Origin of the sequence: Acinetobacter sp. ANC 4218, assembly GCF_002135245.1 — a bacterium.
Taxonomy (GTDB): domain Bacteria; phylum Pseudomonadota; class Gammaproteobacteria; order Pseudomonadales; family Moraxellaceae; genus Acinetobacter.
The window spans coordinates 214,657-232,904 of sequence record NZ_NEGD01000002.1 but is presented as its reverse complement, the minus strand read 5'-3'; the positions used below and the strand labels follow the sequence as shown (position 1 = coordinate 232,904).

Genomic DNA, 18,248 nt, shown 5'->3' with positions numbered 1-18,248 from the left:
AAAAAGCACTCGCCTACTTACTTTTTGCACTTCAATATTGAGATAGTTTAATCGAGATCGATACCAAAATCTAAATTAATCGATTGCCGTTCAATTAAGGCACTTTTTACGGTTTGCTGACGCGGCTTGTAATGGGTCTCGGTCGTGCACAGGTTGCGGGTCAGGTCATTCAGGAAATAGCTTTCAATTTTTCGTCCCTGTTCATCGACCTGATCCCGCGCCCAAAGATTCAGGTTTTGCTTGGTTAAAATCAGTTCATCTTTGGCCCGGGTTAAAGCCACATAGAGCACCCGGCGTTCTTCTTCGACTTCGTCAAAATTGCCTTGTGCGCGTGCGTGCGGATACTGTCCGGCAGAAACATTGGCCACATAACAAATTTTCTGTTCTGTGCCTTTGGCCGAATGAATGGTAATCAGGGTCACCACATCATCTTCAGACTGGCGTTCAATTTCACTGATGGAAACCGGATCGAGTACATATTCTTCCAGAAATTCACTCAGCTGATCATGTTTGGTGGCCAGCTGCTTGACCAAATCAAAATCGCCCATCCGTTTCGACCAATCTTTTTTGGCATAGTTTTCTTCCAACTGTTCGACCAGTGCTTCTATCCCTAAGGCAACACAAGCCTGCACCTGATCTTTTAATACCGACATCTGCTTCATGATCAGCAGCGTTTTCTCGGGAATACGGCCAAATTTTTCCAGTTTGTCAAAAATCAGTTCTGGATTGTCCTGCTGCAATAATTGCTGCGCCAGTTTACTGGCCCCGACATCTCCCACGCCATTCCATAAGGTCAGAAAACGCATCCAGGCAATATCATCCAGCGGATTGGCAATCACCCGCAATAAACTAAGCAGGTCTTTGACATGTGCAGTTTCCAGCAGTTTCATACCACCAATAAAACGGTACGGCACATTGGCCTGAATAAACGCCGCCTCAATGTGACGTGCGGCAAAACTGGAACGTACCAACACCATATGGTCATGCCAAGGCGTGCCTTCCAGAAAATGCCGCTCTTTGATATCAATGGCAATCCATTTGGCTTCATCAAATTCATTCGGGAAAATATGCAGTTTGGGTTTAATGCCCTCGCCACGATGTGCATCTAGACGTTTGTCATATTTGATTGGACTCTGATCCAGCAACCAGTTAGACAAGTCCAAAATTTGCTGGGTAGAACGGTAATTCTGTTCCAGTTTAAAAATCTGTGCATCCGGTACGCGTTCTTTAAAATGGTGAATATTTTCAAAGTCTGCGCCACGAAAACCGTAAATCGACTGGGCATCATCCCCCACACAGAACAGACTGACTTTATCTTTTAAAGGTTCGAGTAGAGCCCATTGCAATGGATTGGTATCCTGCATTTCATCCACCAGCATATGCTGACAGATAGAAGCCACATAATCACTGAGACCTTCCGATTGAGCCAGTGCCGATGCCACCACTGCCAAAATATCATCATAATCCAGAAAGCTACGTGCACGTTTTCGTGCTTCATACTCTTTCATGATGTCCGCGATTTGATCTTTATATTCTAAAAATTCAGGATGCTGTTTCTCTAAAGAAATGCTGAGTTTTTGCCGGGTATTGCGTGCAAAGGAATACAGATCACACAGCTGCTGCGGCTTAGGCAAGGCATTGGGATTTTTTTTATCATCCTTACCGCGAATTAAGCGAAACATCATCAACTGATCATCACGGTCAATAATCGAAAACTGTTCCAGACCAAAAGCTTTGGGAATACGGCGCAGCAAATACATACAAAAAGTATGAAAGGTGGATGCGCGTAAACCTTTGGCCTGCTCGCCCAGAGCCAATTCTACCCGTGCCACAATTTCACTGGCAGCACGGCGGGTAAAAGTCAAAATTTGAATTTGATTGGCCGGCACACCTTGATCAATCAGATAGGCGGCACGTGCCACAATGGTTTTAGTTTTGCCACAGCCTGCCCCTGCAAGTACCAGACTATGCTTTGCCTCGGTGGTGGCAGCCTGTTTTTGTTGCGGGTTTAATTCATCAATCAGGGTGGCTAAACTCATGGTGTCTCATCGTGTTCGGTAGATGAATAGTTTAACAGAGGTTTTAGTAAAACCTGAGTAATGCGCCTTGATTCATTTTTTTATTCCTTAAGCATTTTTTCAAAAACTGAATACTGTGTTTACTCAATCAAATGCCCATCGTTATTCCCTCTCCTTTTTAAGGAGAGGGTTAGGGAGAGGTTACTATTTAAAACTCCCCTCATCCTAGCCTTCTCCCTGAGGGAGAAGGAACTTCACAAATTTGATGATGTCTTAATTATTTAAATAAGTTCATTAAAATTATAGTTTCTTACATATTGCTCAACTGCTTCTTCCAAATACATTGAAGCATGCACAATTGCATGTTCCATTGAAATTTCAGGAGGATTAATCCCGATAATTTGACTAAAACCTAAGTCATATAGTTCATCAATACCATCGCCAACTACACCCGCAAAAGCAATCACAGGCTTATTGAATTGCTTTGCGACCTGCGCCACCCCAAACGGCGTTTTGCCAAATTTTGTTTGAAAATCAATTTTTCCTTCACCCGTCAACACATAATCAGCCTGAGCAATTTTGTCTGCCAATTTGGTCTGTTCAATTACCAGCTCTACACCTGAGCGAATCTTGGCACCTGTAAACACCATCAAACCAAAGCCCAGACCGCCTGCTGCACCTGCACCCGCAATCTCCCGACAATCTATTCCAAGTTGCTGCTCAACAAGCTTAGCAAAATGACTTAAGTTGTTATCCAGAGTTTTCACTATTTCAGGCGTAGCCCCTTTCTGCGGACCAAAAACATAAGATGCACCATTTGCACCACACAAAGGATTATTCACATCGCTGGCAATGATGATTTCTGTTTGTGCTAAACGCGCATCCAAACCGGAAAGATCAATCTTTTTAATCTGGTCAAGCTGACCACCGCCTACCGCAGCATCGCAGCCTGTAGCATCGAGAAATTTTACACCCAAAGCCTGTGTCATACCCGCACCGGCATCATTGGTCACGCTGCCCCCCAAACCGATAATGATCTTGGATACGCCTAAATCCAGCGCTGCTTTAATCATTTCTCCTGTACCTAAGGTAGTCGTGAGTAAAGGATTGCGCTGGGCGGGTTCTAAAAGATGGATGCCATTGGCTTTTGCCATTTCGATAATGGCTGTTTTTCTCCCATCGACTAAACCGAAGTAGGTTTGGATTTTTTGCGAGGCTAATGGACCAGTCACTTCACACTCAATCTTTTGTCCACCTTGTGCAGCAATCAGGGCATCTACAGTACCTTCACCACCATCTGCCATGGGCACCGAAATACACACCGCATCTGGATATACATTTTGAATGCCACGCTGCATCGCCTGACAGGCCTGTTCGGCGGTCATACTTTCTTTAAAGGAATCGGGGGCAAGCACAAAGGTTTTAGGCATAATCAACAAAAAATGAAAGCAATAAATCTTTATACAATAAAAAAGAGCGCTCTATGCGCCCTTTTCTCCTACTTCACTGTTATACATCTGCCGAACTTTGCGGTACTTCACGTTTGATATAAGATGCTAAAGTCAAATAATTAATCCCCTGAAATAAAACATCTATCGCCAGAAACAGACCCAGTACCCAGAACGGAGCATCAGGTGATTTTAAAATCATAATCCCGGTCACCAAGGTTAACAGGCCCGAAAATAAGATCCAGCCCCAACCTTGATACACTTTAAAAATAATGGCACTAAAAATACGGATGATACCGGCCACGATCAATACAATTGCCAACAGATTGGTCAATACAATCGCGGTTTTTACCGGTGTGCTAAAAGCATAATAACCAGCGACCAGATACAGAACGCCAAACAGGGCCCATAGCCAGCGAGTCCCCCCTTCAAAAATTTTGAAAGCAGCAATAAAGTGCAGAATACCGCCAATCATCATCAGTATGCCAAACAGGAATACCACAGAAAGCGTAGCAAAAGGCAGTGAAGCAAGCAGTACAAGAGCAAACAAGGTCAGCACAATGCCCAGACCTAAATACCACTTTCGATTTTCATGCAGCTGATGTCGAACTAAATCATTTCCTACTGTTCTCATGTTTTTTCTCAAGTCTTTTGTTGAGGAATACCTGTAGTTTTAGCTGATTTTCGGTCAAAAGTCTGTTATTTCTCTGCATTTTAATCAACAGCCCGATACGTAACTGTGGATAAAAGCATCGTTATCCCCAAGGGTTATTTTTTCCAGCCCAATTCAATTGCGGTTATTTCATTAATCAAAGTCTGTTTCAATGAATCCGGCATCCTGCTTTTTTGTTGTGACAGTGGAATATGTCCGCCCATCAACTCTGCTTTGGCTTGAGGAAATAAAGGCTGCTGGTTTGGATAAGCATATCCAATCGGATAGGCAGGCTGTCCTGTGGACAAATCATACTTATCACTTGCGCCAAAGCTATGCAGTAATTCATGCACCAATACAATCTTGTTTTGTTCAGCCTGTTTTTTAGATGCAAATAAATTGACTGAACCTATGCGCCCTTTTTGCAAAGCAGTGGAATGTTTTAATTCTTTAATTGTTTGGGGATCATAATAATTTAAATATAAAGTCACGCTGGGTGAACCATCAGCACTGTCATGCTGTTTCCAGGCATAAAAACGGAATTTTAGGCTCCATAAAATGGTATCCAGCATGGTTGCCTGTTCAGGTACTTTAGGAGGAATTTGTTTAAGTTCACGGCCCAACTGGAAATAAATCGCAATCGGCTGCCCACGGTACTGTGCTGACATCTGTTGTAAATATTCTTGACTCTCTTTTAACTCGGAGAGATTCAGCGATTGAATATAATCTTGAGTCGCAGCCCGCCCATCTGCATTGATGGGATGCAGCATGACAATAATGGGTTTGGACCAGTCTTGATTCTGGTCACGGTAGGCATTTACTGCCACAATCAATAAAATGATGAGTAAACACAGTATCCGAATGTTTTTCCACATATTATCCAATGCTCTGCTTTTTTATTTTTCTTAAATACATTTGACTCATTTCAATTTTAGTTTCAAATAAATTAAGCGTTTTTATCAAACCTGATAATTTAGCTCGACCATAATTTCGTGAATCAAAATCAGGTTTTACTGCACTAATATATTGTCCAACCATACCCAAATTTGCCCAGCCATTTTCATCAGCGTTATCTTTAACAGCTTTATAAATCAAATTTAAAGTAGCCCGATCCATTGCTTCGGGTAAAGTACTTTCTTTAGTTTGTTGGATAGCTTTAGATTCTGTTGTCTTTACAGTTTCTGCTATTTTTTTATCTTGTACTAATGCTAATTCCTCATCCTCACCATTTTTAACATCTACATCCGTTAGGAGATTTTCTACATAAATAAATTTATCACATGCCTTTTTAAAAGCTTCAGGAGTCGATTTCTTACCAAAACCATAAACACTCAGACCATTTTCACGAATACGTGAAGCTAAAGGGGTAAAATCACTGTCACTTGATACGATACAAAAACCATCTAATGCACCTGCATAGAGTAAATCCATGGCATCAATAATTAAGATCATATCTGTTGCATCTTTGCCTTTTGTATAAGCAAATTGCTGAACGGGAGTTATTGCATGGGGTAATAGAACATCTCTCCATTTTTTTAACGCCTCACTACTCCAATCTCCATAAACTCTTTTTACACTTGCTATCCCATACTTCGCGACTTCTTCAAGTACAGATGAAATGGCGTTAATTGAAGAATTATCTGCATCAATGAGTACAGCAAATTTTTTTGTCTGGATTTCCACTCTTCCCCCAATTAAATATTTGATTCATTTGTTATATGAATCATTTTGACATAAAAAATGCCGACTTTCGTCAGCATTTTTTGCATTTCTTAAAACTTAAGCTTCAACCCATTTTCCATCCTGGAATACCAGACTCCACTTGGTTTGTTTGCCTTCAGCATTTTCAGAACCAATATATTGTGCCTGATTCTTACGGCTGAATTTCACTAAAGTTGGATTTCCTTCGGGATCGGCATCCGGCGCTTGTAAAATAAACTGATATTTTGGATCAAGCTGCTCGGCCACACTACGCAGTTCAGCCACTTTCGGTGCACGGGTTTCGCGCACTTTGGGGAACTTGCTCGCTGCCAGGAATAAACCTGCCGCGCCATCACGAAGTACAAAGAAATCATCATGCTTGCTTGAACGCAAGTGTTCCATTTTAATTGGATCTACACGCGGAGGTGCAGGCTGACCATTCTTTAACACTTTACGGGTATTGTCACAGCTGGTACAGGCAAAATAAGGTCCAAAACGGCCAGTCTTCAGCTGCATTTCTCCATCACATTTATCACATGGAATAGTTGGACCATCGTAACCTTTAATTTTGAACTCACCTTCTTCAAGTTCAAAACCGGCACAATCCGGGTTGTTACCACAGATATGCAGTTTACGACCACCATCAATCACATAACTATCCATTGCCGTTTCACAAATCGGGCAACGTTTTTTTGACATCAAGTCTGCAGTTTCTGCCGCATCATCATCAGACAGTGCTGCCAAGGATTCTACTGGTGTTAAATTCAGGGTACCTTTACAGCGTTCTTTAGGCGGCAAGTTATAGCCCGAACAGCCCAGAAACACACCTGTGGTTCCGGTACGAATCTGCATTGGACGTGAACATTCAGGGCAATGTACCGCTTCCACTTCCACAGGCAGGTTACGGCGCATACCGTGTTCGCCTTGGGCGGTGGTTAGGCGTTTTTTAAAGTCGCCATAGAAGTTATCCAATAACTCTTTCCAGTTACGCTGACCATCTGCCACTTTATCCAGCTGACCTTCAAGATCCGCAGTAAAATCGTAGTTCATCAGGTTGTTAAAACTTTCATCGAGACGATCGGTCACGATTTCACCCATCTTCTCGGCAAAGAGACGACGGTTTTCCAGTTTCACATAACCACGGTCCTGAATAGTAGAAATAATCGCAGCATAGGTCGATGGACGACCAATACCACGTTTTTCCAGTTCTTTTACCAGCGATGCTTCAGTGAAACGTGCAGGCGGTTTAGTAAAATGCTGAGAAGGATCGAGTTTTTCCAGTTTCAGTACTTCACCGACTTTTACCGCAGGTAGCAGAATATCGTCATCCGCTTTGTTTGCACCGCGAACTTTGGTGAAACCATCAAAGACCAGAGTACGACCTTTGGCTTTCAGTTCCACACCATTGGCATCGACTAAAATGGTTGATGACAGGTATTCTGCTGGAGTCATCTGACAAGCTACAAACTGGCGCCAGATCAGGTCATACAAACGTTGTGCATCACGTTCCACACCCACCAAGCTATCGCCTTTCAGCGCCACATTGGAAGGACGAATCGCTTCGTGGGCTTCTTGTGCACCCGCCTTGTTGCCATAGCGGTTTGGCTTGGCAGGCAAATATTTTGCGCCATACTCATTTTCAATATGACCACGCACCATATTGACTGCATCATCACTCAAGAAAGTGGAGTCAGTACGCATATAGGTGATGAAACCCGCTTCATACAAGCGCTGTGCCAGCATCATGGTTTTCTTCACAGAGAAACCTAGACGTGTGCTTGCCGCCTGTTGCAGGGTTGATGTGATATACGGTGCGCTTGGGTTGACCTTGGTCGGTTTATCTTCACGGCTGGCAACTTTATATTCGGCATCTTTGATCAGGTTTAATAAAGCATCGGTTTCAGCTTTATTGTGCAGCTTGAGGGTTTTACCGCCCTGCTTCACTGCTTCAAGACGGATGTCATCTTTTTGCGATTTGGTATCTGCAAAAACCTGCCAGTATTCTTCAGGAATGAAAGCACGAATTTCACGTTCACGCTCAACCACCAGTTTTACCGCAACTGACTGGACACGACCCGCCGATAAACCACGGGCGATTTTTTCCCAAAGTAATGGTGAGATCATAAAACCGACAACACGGTCGAGGAAACGACGGGCTTGTTGAGCATTGACCTTATCAATATCTAAACGTGCCGGTTGTTTAAACGCTTCCTGAATGGCATTTTTGGTAATTTCGTTAAAGACTACACGCTGGTAACGTGAATCATCCCCACCAATCACTTCTTTTAAATGCCAGGCAATGGCTTCCCCTTCACGGTCCAAATCCGTTGCGAGGTAGATTTCATCGACTTGCGATGCCAATTTTTTCAGTTCTGCAACGACATTTTCTTTGCCCGGAAGCACTTCATAATGTGCTTTCCAGCCATGTTCAGGGTCAACCCCCATACGATTGACCAAAGCTAACTGAGCTTTTTCGGCTTTTTGTTCATCGGTCAGTTTGGCACGTGATACAGGTTTTTTTTCTGTACTTTTAGATCCGCCAGTCGGCAAGTCACGCACATGACCTACTGATGATTTTACGATGTAATTTGGACCCAGATATTTGTTGATTGTTTTCGCTTTTGCAGGCGACTCCACAATCACTAAGGCACGTTTGTTCGCAGCACTCGGTGATTTTGCTGTGGTGCTTTTGGATGTGGACCGAGGAGCGTTCGCCATAGTTAACCGTTAATCCTGTTTGATGGGTTTATAAATTAAAATTCAGCCAAAGACGTTAAATAAGCTTTGATGTCATCTAACTGAGTTGCTCGAAGGTCTGATTCTTCATCCCAATAGAGTCCTACACAGTTTGCCTGCATATCAATAGCATAAATGCCCTTTAATGCAATGGGAAAATCGTTAAACTTCTCATCACCTTGCACAACTTTGAGTTTCTGATCTTCCACACGTGCACGCATCAATGGCAGTCGGGCGTCTGGAATTAAAACACTGTAATAGGCCACCATACTGGCACGCTTTTCCGTTGCCATGGGCACTTTGGTCCAATCGGGAGCGGCCACTAAACGCGGATGTAAAGCCATCTTGCGCGCCTTTTCACGCATCAGGCCTAATGCTTTTTCTCTTGGGCTGACACGTAGCCCAAAAATTGAGCCAAGCACAAACAGCACGATGAAGACTGTAATCCAAATTCCAGTATTTTCCATAGTACAACCTTATTATTCCTTTATTAGAGTTGCATAAGCTGAATATAAAACGCAAGTTACAGCGATGAAATTAATTCAGGAGCAGCTCATGACTATACAGGACTTCACTACCATTCCAGTAAATATATCCTTTCTCAATCAATTCCTTAAGCAATAATCGTACATCCGATTTCGGGAAAAGCTGCTCCAGCAAATCGCGCAAGGCATAAATGTCTTTCGGTTTATCGGATTTTAATTCGCGTAGTTTTTGCGCCACAATCACCTGCACCGGATCAATCTTGGAAAAGTTTTTAAATAACTCTTTTTGCGCCTGATGCAATGTTTTGGCCTGCACTTCTTCTACTTCTTGTTGTGAAGATTCAGGGGATAAATCCGCAAAAGCAGCAGAAATATTTTGAGCTTTTTCTACCGATGTTTTCTGCTCCAAGTCCAGTTGCATCCATTGCTTAATGACTTTTTTACGGAAACTGATTTGCTGGTCAAAACGTTTCACAATTTTTAGATTAATCAATAAGCCAGTGAGATGCTGAAGCTGATCATTTTCGACTTGCAAAATATTCGCCAGCGAGTTCTTCAATTTCTCCAGCGTATTCGGTTTGCCCTTCATTTTCCCTAAAGCATCACAATACTTTTTGACAAGCAATAAATCAGGCTTTTGCAGAATGGTCTCGACACTGGGAATTTTGTACTTTGTATTTAACTCCGGTTCTTCAGCCTGAACCTGGATCAGACTACAGTTCAGGTTGGAAGACTGCAGCATTTCGAGCAGCATTTCACTGCTTGGCATGGCAGATATGAGTTCAATAGAAGCATCGGCATCTAGCAGCGCAAGCAGTTGCCCAACCACAACCGCATACTCAAACTCTTTGTGCTCGACTTCTGCCGTTTCCAGAATGACCACTTGCCCACTGCTGACCCAACTTGAAAATTCCGTTAAATCTTGCAGAGAATATTCAAATTTTCCCTGACAATTAAACAGGTAAATTGCTGCATAATGCGGAATGATGTTACGCAACAATTGCGCAGTCGGCATATTATTTTCAAGATCAAGAAGAACGACTTTATGACTCATATCTTCGAATAAACAGTTCGGCTAGGCAGATGCGGTGCATTAGAACGGGAACCATGGCAAAGGTCAAATACTTTATGCTTCTGGTTTTTTACTCAGTGGCATGACTCGACCTAGTGCTTTAATTTTAGAAGGTTATTCAATAGCGAAGGAAAGGATAAGTTAAGTTCTTTTTCAAATAAAAAAGCCCTGATCAACACCAAGGCTTTAATACACGGACGGGTTCAGCTCAATAATGCGGTGGCCGGTTGGACATCGGATCAAAGGCAGCAATGCCTTCCGATAAATCGGCAGATTCCACACGCTGATAAAGCAACTGCATTTGCTTCTTTAAATCCATAATTTCAATATGTTGACGTGTTACCTGTTCATTCAACTGTTCAACTAAATCATCTAAAAATGTAATTCGGACTTGCAAATCTTCCAAGTGTGCGGAAAATGACGCCTGATCATTAAGATTTTTTTGTTTAGTCATTTTAAGTCCTCATTGGGGATTTCAGGAAACAGTATGGCCTATATTACTTTAAGGGATGTCCAACTTGCGTTTGGCGGACCGTCCCTGCTCGACGGCGCGAACTTTAATCTGGAACGCGGTGAACGAGTCTGTTTGATTGGCCGTAATGGTGAGGGTAAGTCTACCTTACTTAAACTCATCGAAGGAAGTTTGCTACCAGATCGTGGTGAAGTTTCTATACAAAATGGCATCACCATTTCCATGCTGGCCCAAGATGTACCGATGGATTCCGGCAAAGTCGCCGACATTGTAGCCGATGGTGCAGGTGAAGCTGCTGCTGTACTAAAAGCTTATCATGAAGCCAGTGATGCCTGCGTACTGGGAGATATGGAAGCCTGCGACCGCATGGGTAACTTACAGCACAAACTCGATCAAGTCGATGGCTGGGCTTTAGAGAACAAAGTAAATTCAATTTTAAGCAAAATGGGGTTAGACCCGGATGCCGATTTAGCCGATTTGTCCGGTGGTCGTAAACGTCGTGTTCTTTTAGCACGTGCCCTACTCACTCAACCCGATGTACTTTTACTCGACGAACCAACAAACCATCTGGACGTTGAAAGTATTGAATGGCTGGAAAAATTCCTGCTCGATCAAAATAATCTGACCCTGTTATTTATTTCGCATGACCGTTCATTTGTCGACAGCATTGCCACCCGTATTGTCGAGTTGGACCGTGGTCAATTGCGCAGTTTTGAAGGCAACTATTCACGTTACCTTGACCTTAAAGCTCAGCAAATGGAAGCAGAAGAAAAGCAAAATGCTTTATTCGACAAACGTTTAGCTGAAGAAGAAGTCTGGATTCGTCAAGGCATTAAAGCACGCCGTACCCGTAACGAAGGCCGTGTCCGTGCCTTAAAAGAATTGCGTGAAGAATCAAAAGCACGTCGCTCACAGCAAGGCAAAGTGAGCATGGCCACTCAGGACGCCAACCGCTCAGGCAAGGTCGTGTTTGAAATTGAGCATTTACGTGTGGCCTTTGGCAATCAGGAACCGATTATCAAAGATTTCTCTGCCTTGGTATTACGTGGCGACCGTATAGGTCTGGTCGGTGATAACGGTGTCGGTAAAACCACGCTGATCAAAGCTATTCTAGGCGAGATTGAACACGGTGGTTCGGTAAAAACCGGCACCCAGCTTGAAATTGCCTATTTTGACCAGCTACGTAATGCACTTGATTTAGAGAAATCGGTTAAAGACAACGTTTCTGAAGGTTCGGACTTTGTCGATGTCAATGGTGGCCGCCGTCATATCTATAGCTATTTACAGGACTTCCTGTTCTCACCTGAACGTGCGCGTACACCGGTTAAAGCGCTTTCTGGTGGTGAACGTAACCGTATTCTGCTCGCCAAACTATTGCTCAAACCATCCAACCTGATTGTGATGGATGAACCGACCAATGACCTGGATATGGTGACGCTTGAACTGCTAGAAGAAATGCTCGGCGATTATAAAGGTACCCTGTTACTGATCTCGCATGACCGTGCCTTTATGGACAACGTGGTGACATCCACCTGGGTATTTGACGGTAAAGGCAATATCGATGAATACATCGGCGGTTATCAGGATTACTTGCAACAACGTCCTGATCAGACTGTGGTGGATCAGAAAAGTGATGTCAAAAAAGCTATGGCCAAAGCAGAAGCCAAAGCGGCTGAACCTGCTCCGGCAAAGAAAGTGAAACTCAGCTATAAAGATCAGCGTGCTTTAGAGCAACTGCCTGCTGAAATGGAAGCGCTGGAAAAAGAGCAAGCTGAAATTAACGCTCAACTTGCCGATGGTTCCCTGTTTGTGAGCGATGCAGACAAAGCCATGAAACTTTCCAACCGCCTGACTGAAATTGATGACCTGTTACTGGAAAAATTAGAGCGTTGGGAAGAATTAGAAAATCTGGTCAACGGCAACTGATCTGATTCATTCTAGGGGCACCTGTAATTGGCGTTACAGGTGCTTTTTTATTAAAAAAATAACTTCATGTTACACTTGCACAAAACTTTTGTTCAAAATGGTCACTATGAGTAAAAAGCCAGATTACCAACCCGGAGAATTCCAATGGTCTTTCCTGCTGCCTCAATATTGGGGTATCTGGATTGGGATTGTCTTGCTGATGATTTTGGCAATTTTACCCTGGGCCATTCAGTACCGTTTAGCCACTTTTATTGGCAATCTGGCATTTGACAAGCTGAAATCGCGCCGCAAAACCACTGTCCGTAACCTGGAAGTCTGTTTTCCTGAATGGTCTGCACAGCAGGTTCAGGAGAATGCACGTCAGGTTTTTATCGACCAGATGATTGGTATTTTTGAAACCTTGAATGCCTGGTACTGCCCGCAATGGTTTAAAGACCGCGTCACGATTGAAGGTCTGGAACATATTCAAAATGCCCAAGCCGCAGGACAAGGGGTTTTACTGCTTGGTACGCATTCTACTTTGCTGGATGCCGGTGGCTACCTGTGTGCCCAGTATTTCGAACCGGATGTGGTTTATCGTCCGCAGAACAATCCTTTGCTCGATATGCTGATTTACCGCTGTCGTGCCACTATTTATGCCCACCAGATTGACCATGACGACATGCGTGGCCTGATCCGCAATCTGAAAGAAGGTCATGCCATCTGGTATAGCCCGGATCAGGATTTTGGTTTAAAACAGGGTGTGATGGCACCGTTTTTCGGTACTCCTGCTGCCACGGTAACGGCACATCGCCGTTTACTGAAAATATCCAAAGCCGTACCGATTCCTTTATATTTTTATCGTAGCGGGGATTTAAAAGATCCGCGTTATCATGTTCTAATTGAACCTGTGGTGGATAATCTGCCCAGTGAAGATGAAGTCGATGATGCCACACGTGTCAATCAGATTATTGAACGTCAGCTGCGTATTGCCCCGACCCAATATATGTGGTTCCATCGTCGCTTTAAAACTCGTCCGGAAGGCTTTGAGAAAATCTATTAATAAGATAATTAAGATAACTAAGAAACCTCGCACAGAATCTACTATCGTGTAAAGGCGACAAGGATGTCGCCCGTTAGACTGCGATATCATGGATGTATCGTCAGTCCAACAGATGGTTTTGTTACTTTTGCCGAAACAAAAGTAAAGAATAAACTCCTAATATTGGATAAATGAACGGTAAAACTCCGCTTTGCGACAACCCTAAAGGCAAAAAACCATGAAAGTGATGCAACTTCTTCCTGAACTGAATAGCGGTGGCGTAGAACGCGGTACTTTAGAAATCGCCCGTGCCTTGGTTGCAGAAGGTCATGAATCTTTGGTGGTGTCGAATGGTGGCCGGCTAGTGGCCCAGCTTGAAGCGGAAGGTTCAACACATTTGATGCTAGCCATTCATAAAAAAGCCCTGTCGAGCTTATGGCAAATTCGTCCGCTACGTCAGCTGATTGAACAGCACCAACCAGATATCGTGCATATACGTTCCCGCGTGCCTGCATGGCTGACCCATTTTGCTTTAAAAGGCATTCCTGCTGCGCGTCGTCCACATTTAATCAGTACCGTGCATGGCTTCTATTCGATTAACCGTTATAGTCAAATCATGACCCAGGCTGAAAAAGTCATTGCCGTATCGGATAGCGTGGTGAAATACATCACCGACAACTACAAAAATTGTCCAGCGCAGGATATTGTCCGGATTTACCGTGGCATAGACCCTACCGCTTTCCCACATGGTTATCAGCCGTCTGTACAATGGCTGAATCAAACTTTTAAAGACTTTCCTGAACTGGAAAACAAGTTTTTACTCTGTCTTCCAGGACGGATTACCCGTTTAAAAGGTCATGAAACCCTGATTGGATTGGTCGAAAAATTACAGCAACAATACCCCAACTTGCATGCGGTAGTGGTGGGTGGAGCCGATCCGAAAAAAGCCGCTTATTTGAAAGAAATGCAGGACACAATTCAAGGCAAAGGCTTAACTGACAAAATCACTTTCGTTGGTCATCGCTCAGATATTCGTGAATGGCTGGCATTTAGCGATGTGGTGCTCTCCCTTTCCAATCAGGCAGAAACCTTTGGTCGTACTGCTTTAGAAGCACTATCGGTAGGCACTCCGGTGATTGGCTGGAACCGTGGCGGGGTTGCGGAGATCTTATCGCAGCTGTATCCACAAGGTTTAATTGCCGTGGATGATCACGCTGCACTGTTCAATGCAGTCAAGAATCATCTGGATGAACCGCAACAAGTAAAGCCAGTCACAACGTTTAGCTTGAAAGAGATGTGTGATCAGACGCTTCACTTATATAAGCAAGTCTTGAAATAGACTTCATTGATTATATAAGCAAGTCTTGAAATAGACTTCATTGATTATATAAGCAAGTCTTGAAATAGACTTCATTGATGAGTCATTTTTCAATGGCGACAAGCTGTTAGTAATACCGAAATTAAAAGCAAATTTTCGTAAACATTGAATAATTGGATATATGAAGAGGATGACAGGCATTGATATTTCGAAAGCCATAACGTATTAAACCCTCCACACCCGAAATCGTACCATGAGCCAAATGAGCAGCGGCCAGAAAATGGTATTGATGATATCGTGCACACTGGCACCAATATGCCACAGCCCATAATTGATTAAATCATCACGGGCATCCAACAGCTCTGCAGCAATTGCAACAATAAGCACAGCCAAAATCGCCCACTTCGACTTCAACTGATGATGGTGGAAAAACGCCACGATAAAAAATAGCGTCAGCCCTGCATAAATATGTAAAGCATCACGTGATAGTTCAGTAAAATTTACGACATAAATTTTAAGTTCTTGAAATGTTGATAAATACATGGCTGAAATTTTATTTTCAAGAGGTTCTATAAAACCATAGACCCGAGTTCTGCATCCTGCAAAACTCGGGTACATGAGGTTGTGCTTTCAAATGTTATTTTTATTCTGTTATTGCTATCCATTGCTGCATCATATCCATGATGACTTTCTATCAGCCATGTGTTTGATCTTCCATAATGGGATTTTCCTTTCCCGGCTCCTTGGCTGATGAGTACAGATTAAGCTAGTTTATAAAAAAGAAACATTCGCAATTGACCTAAATCAATGTAAGCCATTTCGTACACTTTTCTATTATTTAATCTGCCTGCTTGATTGCATTTTTATAGCTCTGGGCAATTTCATCGGTGACTGGTTTTTCTTCTTTTTCAGCTTTTTCAATACCTTCTTTTATTGTTTCTTGTGCCTGCTGTTCATCAGCATCCGTTTGCTCCAGTTCTTCTTGCACCCCTTCAAAAACACGTCCTGTCTGTAAAACCACATAAACCGGAAAATGGTCTGAACCTATATGAGGCAATCTTTTCATATGGACCAAGGCAAAATCGGTACTGTGAAAAATATGATCCAGCGACCAACGCAATAAGGGATAATCGGCATGGAAAGTATTCACAAAGTGACGCCCCACGCGTGGATCGAGCAAACCACTCATGCGCTGAAACAGTCGGGTCGTTCGCGACCAGGCCACATCATTCAAGTCTCCCATCACAATACAGCTTTCATCCAGATCCTTGATCTGGTCACCCACAATTAATAGTTCAGCATCCCGTAGCGTCGAATCTTTCGCTTCAGTAGGGCTCGGCGGTTTGGGATGCAGGCAATAAAGCTGGACCGGTTGACCTGAACGTAAAATGACTGTGGTATGAATGGAAGGAATCTCATCACTTAAAATGAACTTGACCTCGGTATCTTTCAGCTCTAAACGGCTATACAGATGCATGCCGTATAAATTATCCAGAGGTACAGGCACCCGATAGGGATAATCTTTTTCAATCACGGAAAGTGCTTTTTGCCAGACCTGATCTGATTCTAGCGTTAACAGCAAATCTGGCTGATGCTTTTGAATCTGCTCAATTAACAACTGGTATTGGGTATTTGACGTCAGTACATTAGAAATGATCAGGGAGATTTGCTTGTCAGGATTCAGCTGATGTTTGCGGACATGCTTGACCTGCTTTTTCCAAAGAAAGGTATAAGGCAGCACCATTTTGAGCTGGTACGCCAGTGCCGCAATCAGACCGATAAAAATAATTTCCCGTGTTAAATTCCAGGGTTGCTCCCAGACCAGCAGCAGAACAAAAGCAATCAGTCCTAAAACCAGAATTTGTAGCCGTGGAAAATCAGCACCTCGAATCCACCACTCATCCCGTGGAATCAGTGACCAGAATGTCAGCCATATCACTAAAACTGCAATTATTTCCACCCAAATCATCAGCTTTACTCTGTTTATCTTGGTAATTCGATCTGCAGTTGAAAAACTTTATCAATTTTGTATGTAACATAAACAAGAGATTTCTCTCAATAATATTGATGTTTTCATTATGTAGTACTTGCAGTCACGTCCCTTTTTGATACACTCGAATCCCTTTTGATTTTTTTAACGCACCGAGGCGAAGTGGCATGAAAGTAGGTCTGGTCGGTTGGCGCGGGATGGTAGGTTCCGTCCTTATGCAACGTATGGTTGAAGAGAATGATTTTGCTCATTTTGAGCCATTCTATTTTTCTACCAGTAATGCAGGTGGTGAAGCGCCTGCGTTTGGCGGTAAGACTGCCCCAGCACTTATGGATGCATCAGACATTAACAGTCTGAAGCAGATGGATGTCATTATTACCTGCCAGGGTGGTGATTACACCACTGACGTTTTCCCGAAACTGAAAGCTGAAGGCTGGAATGGTTACTGGATTGATGCAGCTTCTACCTTACGTATGGATGATGAAGCCATCATCGTGCTTGATCCGGTCAACATGAACGTGATTAAAGATGGCCTGGTGAATGGTACTAAAACATTCGTTGGTGGTAACTGTACCGTTTCCTTGATGCTGATGGGCTTAGGTGGTCTGTTCCAGAATAATCTGGTGGAATGGGCAACTTCGATGACTTATCAGGCCGCTTCTGGTGCGGGCGCGCAAAACATGCGTGAACTCATCAACGGTATGGGTTACTTGTATAACAATACCAAAGATTTGTTAGATGACCCTCGCTCTCCAATTTTAGAGATCGATTCTAAAATTGCGGCTTTACAACGCAGCGAAGGTTTCCCGTCTGCAAACTTTGGCGTGCCTTTAGCAGGTTCTTTGATTCCGTATATCGACAAACAGCTTGAAAGCGGTCAGTCGAAAGAAGAATGGAAAGGCCAGGTTGAAACCAACAAGATTCTGGGTAACTCGCAGATTGTTCCTATTGATGGTCACTGTGTGCGTATTGGTGCAATGCGCTGCCATTCTCAAGCACTTACATTGAAATTGAAGAAAGATGTACCGCTTGATGAAATCGAAGACATTATCCGTAATGCAAACGATTGGGCAAAAGTCGTTCCCAATACCCGTGAAGCATCGATGACCGATCTGACGCCAGTGGCTGTTACAGGTACCCTGTCTGTTCCAGTGGGTCGTTTGCGTAAACTGAATATGGGTAAAGAATACCTTGGCGCATTCACTGTCGGCGATCAGCTGCTATGGGGTGCTGCAGAACCTTTACGCCGTATGTTACGTATCCTGATTGATTACAAAAATGCTTAAGTGCTAAATGAAAGAAAAGCCGATCACAATTGATCGGCTTTTTTATGTATCCTTTATGTTAAATGTTTTACAATTCTTCAACACCTCGTTAATGTATAACTTTCGCAATACGATAAGAAACCG

15 protein-coding genes are annotated in these 18,248 nt (G+C 43.3%); 4 read left to right on the top strand and 11 right to left on the bottom strand.

Annotation, left to right across the window (positions count from 1 at the left end):
• Positions 1-47: 47 nt before the first annotated feature.
• From B9T38_RS02755 to B9T38_RS02715, 9 genes are all read right to left on the bottom strand, one after another.
• The gene (locus tag B9T38_RS02755; RefSeq protein WP_086195330.1) at positions 48-2,039 is read right to left on the bottom strand and encodes an ATP-dependent helicase; all 1,992 of its coding nucleotides are present in this window, start codon (positions 2,037-2,039) and stop codon (positions 48-50) included.
• Positions 2,040-2,299: 260 nt separating this feature from the next.
• Positions 2,300-3,448, bottom strand: coding sequence for a glycerate kinase (locus tag B9T38_RS02750; protein WP_086195329.1), 1,149 nt, complete (start codon positions 3,446-3,448; stop codon positions 2,300-2,302).
• A 79-nt stretch (positions 3,449-3,527) separates the two neighbouring features.
• Entirely contained in the window at positions 3,528-4,100 is a 573-nt protein-coding gene (locus B9T38_RS02745) for an HdeD family acid-resistance protein (protein ID WP_086195328.1), read from the bottom strand.
• Between the two features lie 134 nt (positions 4,101-4,234).
• The gene (locus B9T38_RS02740) at positions 4,235-4,993 is read right to left on the bottom strand and encodes a hypothetical protein (RefSeq protein WP_086195327.1); all 759 of its coding nucleotides are present in this window, start codon (positions 4,991-4,993) and stop codon (positions 4,235-4,237) included.
• 1 nt (position 4,994) lies between these two features.
• Entirely contained in the window at positions 4,995-5,801 is an 807-nt protein-coding gene (locus B9T38_RS02735) for an NYN domain-containing protein (RefSeq protein WP_086195326.1), read from the bottom strand.
• A 96-nt stretch (positions 5,802-5,897) separates the two neighbouring features.
• Positions 5,898-8,537, bottom strand: coding sequence for a type I DNA topoisomerase (topA, locus tag B9T38_RS02730; protein WP_086195325.1), 2,640 nt, complete (start codon positions 8,535-8,537; stop codon positions 5,898-5,900).
• Positions 8,538-8,572: 35 nt separating this feature from the next.
• Complete coding sequence (locus B9T38_RS02725) at positions 8,573-9,022, bottom strand: ammonium transporter (protein ID WP_086195324.1); 450 nt, start codon at positions 9,020-9,022, stop codon at positions 8,573-8,575.
• A 70-nt stretch (positions 9,023-9,092) separates the two neighbouring features.
• Positions 9,093-10,094: a hypothetical protein gene (locus B9T38_RS02720; protein WP_086195323.1), complete on the bottom strand. Its 1,002-nt coding sequence runs from the start codon at positions 10,092-10,094 to the stop codon at positions 9,093-9,095.
• Between the two features lie 226 nt (positions 10,095-10,320).
• On the bottom strand, positions 10,321-10,566 hold the full coding sequence (locus B9T38_RS02715) for a SlyX family protein (RefSeq protein WP_086195322.1): 246 nt from the start codon (positions 10,564-10,566) through the stop codon (positions 10,321-10,323).
• 33 nt (positions 10,567-10,599) lie between these two features.
• On the opposite strand from B9T38_RS02715, the gene B9T38_RS02710 reads away from it, so the two are divergent.
• The 3 genes from B9T38_RS02710 (at position 10,600) to B9T38_RS02700 (ending at position 14,870) form a co-directional block, all read left to right on the top strand.
• Entirely contained in the window at positions 10,600-12,510 is a 1,911-nt protein-coding gene (locus B9T38_RS02710) for an ATP-binding cassette domain-containing protein (RefSeq protein ID WP_086195321.1), read from the top strand.
• Positions 12,511-12,616: 106 nt separating this feature from the next.
• Complete coding sequence (locus B9T38_RS02705; RefSeq protein WP_086195320.1) at positions 12,617-13,552, top strand: LpxL/LpxP family acyltransferase; 936 nt, start codon at positions 12,617-12,619, stop codon at positions 13,550-13,552.
• A 217-nt stretch (positions 13,553-13,769) separates the two neighbouring features.
• The gene (locus B9T38_RS02700) at positions 13,770-14,870 is read left to right on the top strand and encodes a glycosyltransferase family 4 protein (protein ID WP_086195319.1); all 1,101 of its coding nucleotides are present in this window, start codon (positions 13,770-13,772) and stop codon (positions 14,868-14,870) included.
• Positions 14,871-15,074: 204 nt separating this feature from the next.
• On the opposite strand, the gene B9T38_RS02695 is transcribed toward B9T38_RS02700, so the two are convergent.
• Together B9T38_RS02695 and B9T38_RS02690 are read right to left on the bottom strand one after the other, a co-directional pair.
• A complete protein-coding gene (locus B9T38_RS02695; protein ID WP_251992201.1) occupies positions 15,075-15,467 on the bottom strand; it encodes a hypothetical protein in 393 nt (130 codons plus the stop codon).
• A gap of 220 nt (positions 15,468-15,687) precedes the next feature.
• Entirely contained in the window at positions 15,688-16,818 is a 1,131-nt protein-coding gene (locus B9T38_RS02690; RefSeq protein ID WP_086195318.1) for an endonuclease/exonuclease/phosphatase family protein, read from the bottom strand.
• Positions 16,819-17,006: 188 nt separating this feature from the next.
• On the opposite strand from B9T38_RS02690, the gene asd reads away from it, so the two are divergent.
• The gene (gene asd / locus B9T38_RS02685) at positions 17,007-18,125 is read left to right on the top strand and encodes an aspartate-semialdehyde dehydrogenase (protein ID WP_086195317.1); all 1,119 of its coding nucleotides are present in this window, start codon (positions 17,007-17,009) and stop codon (positions 18,123-18,125) included.
• The last annotated feature ends 123 nt before the right edge of the window (positions 18,126-18,248 follow it).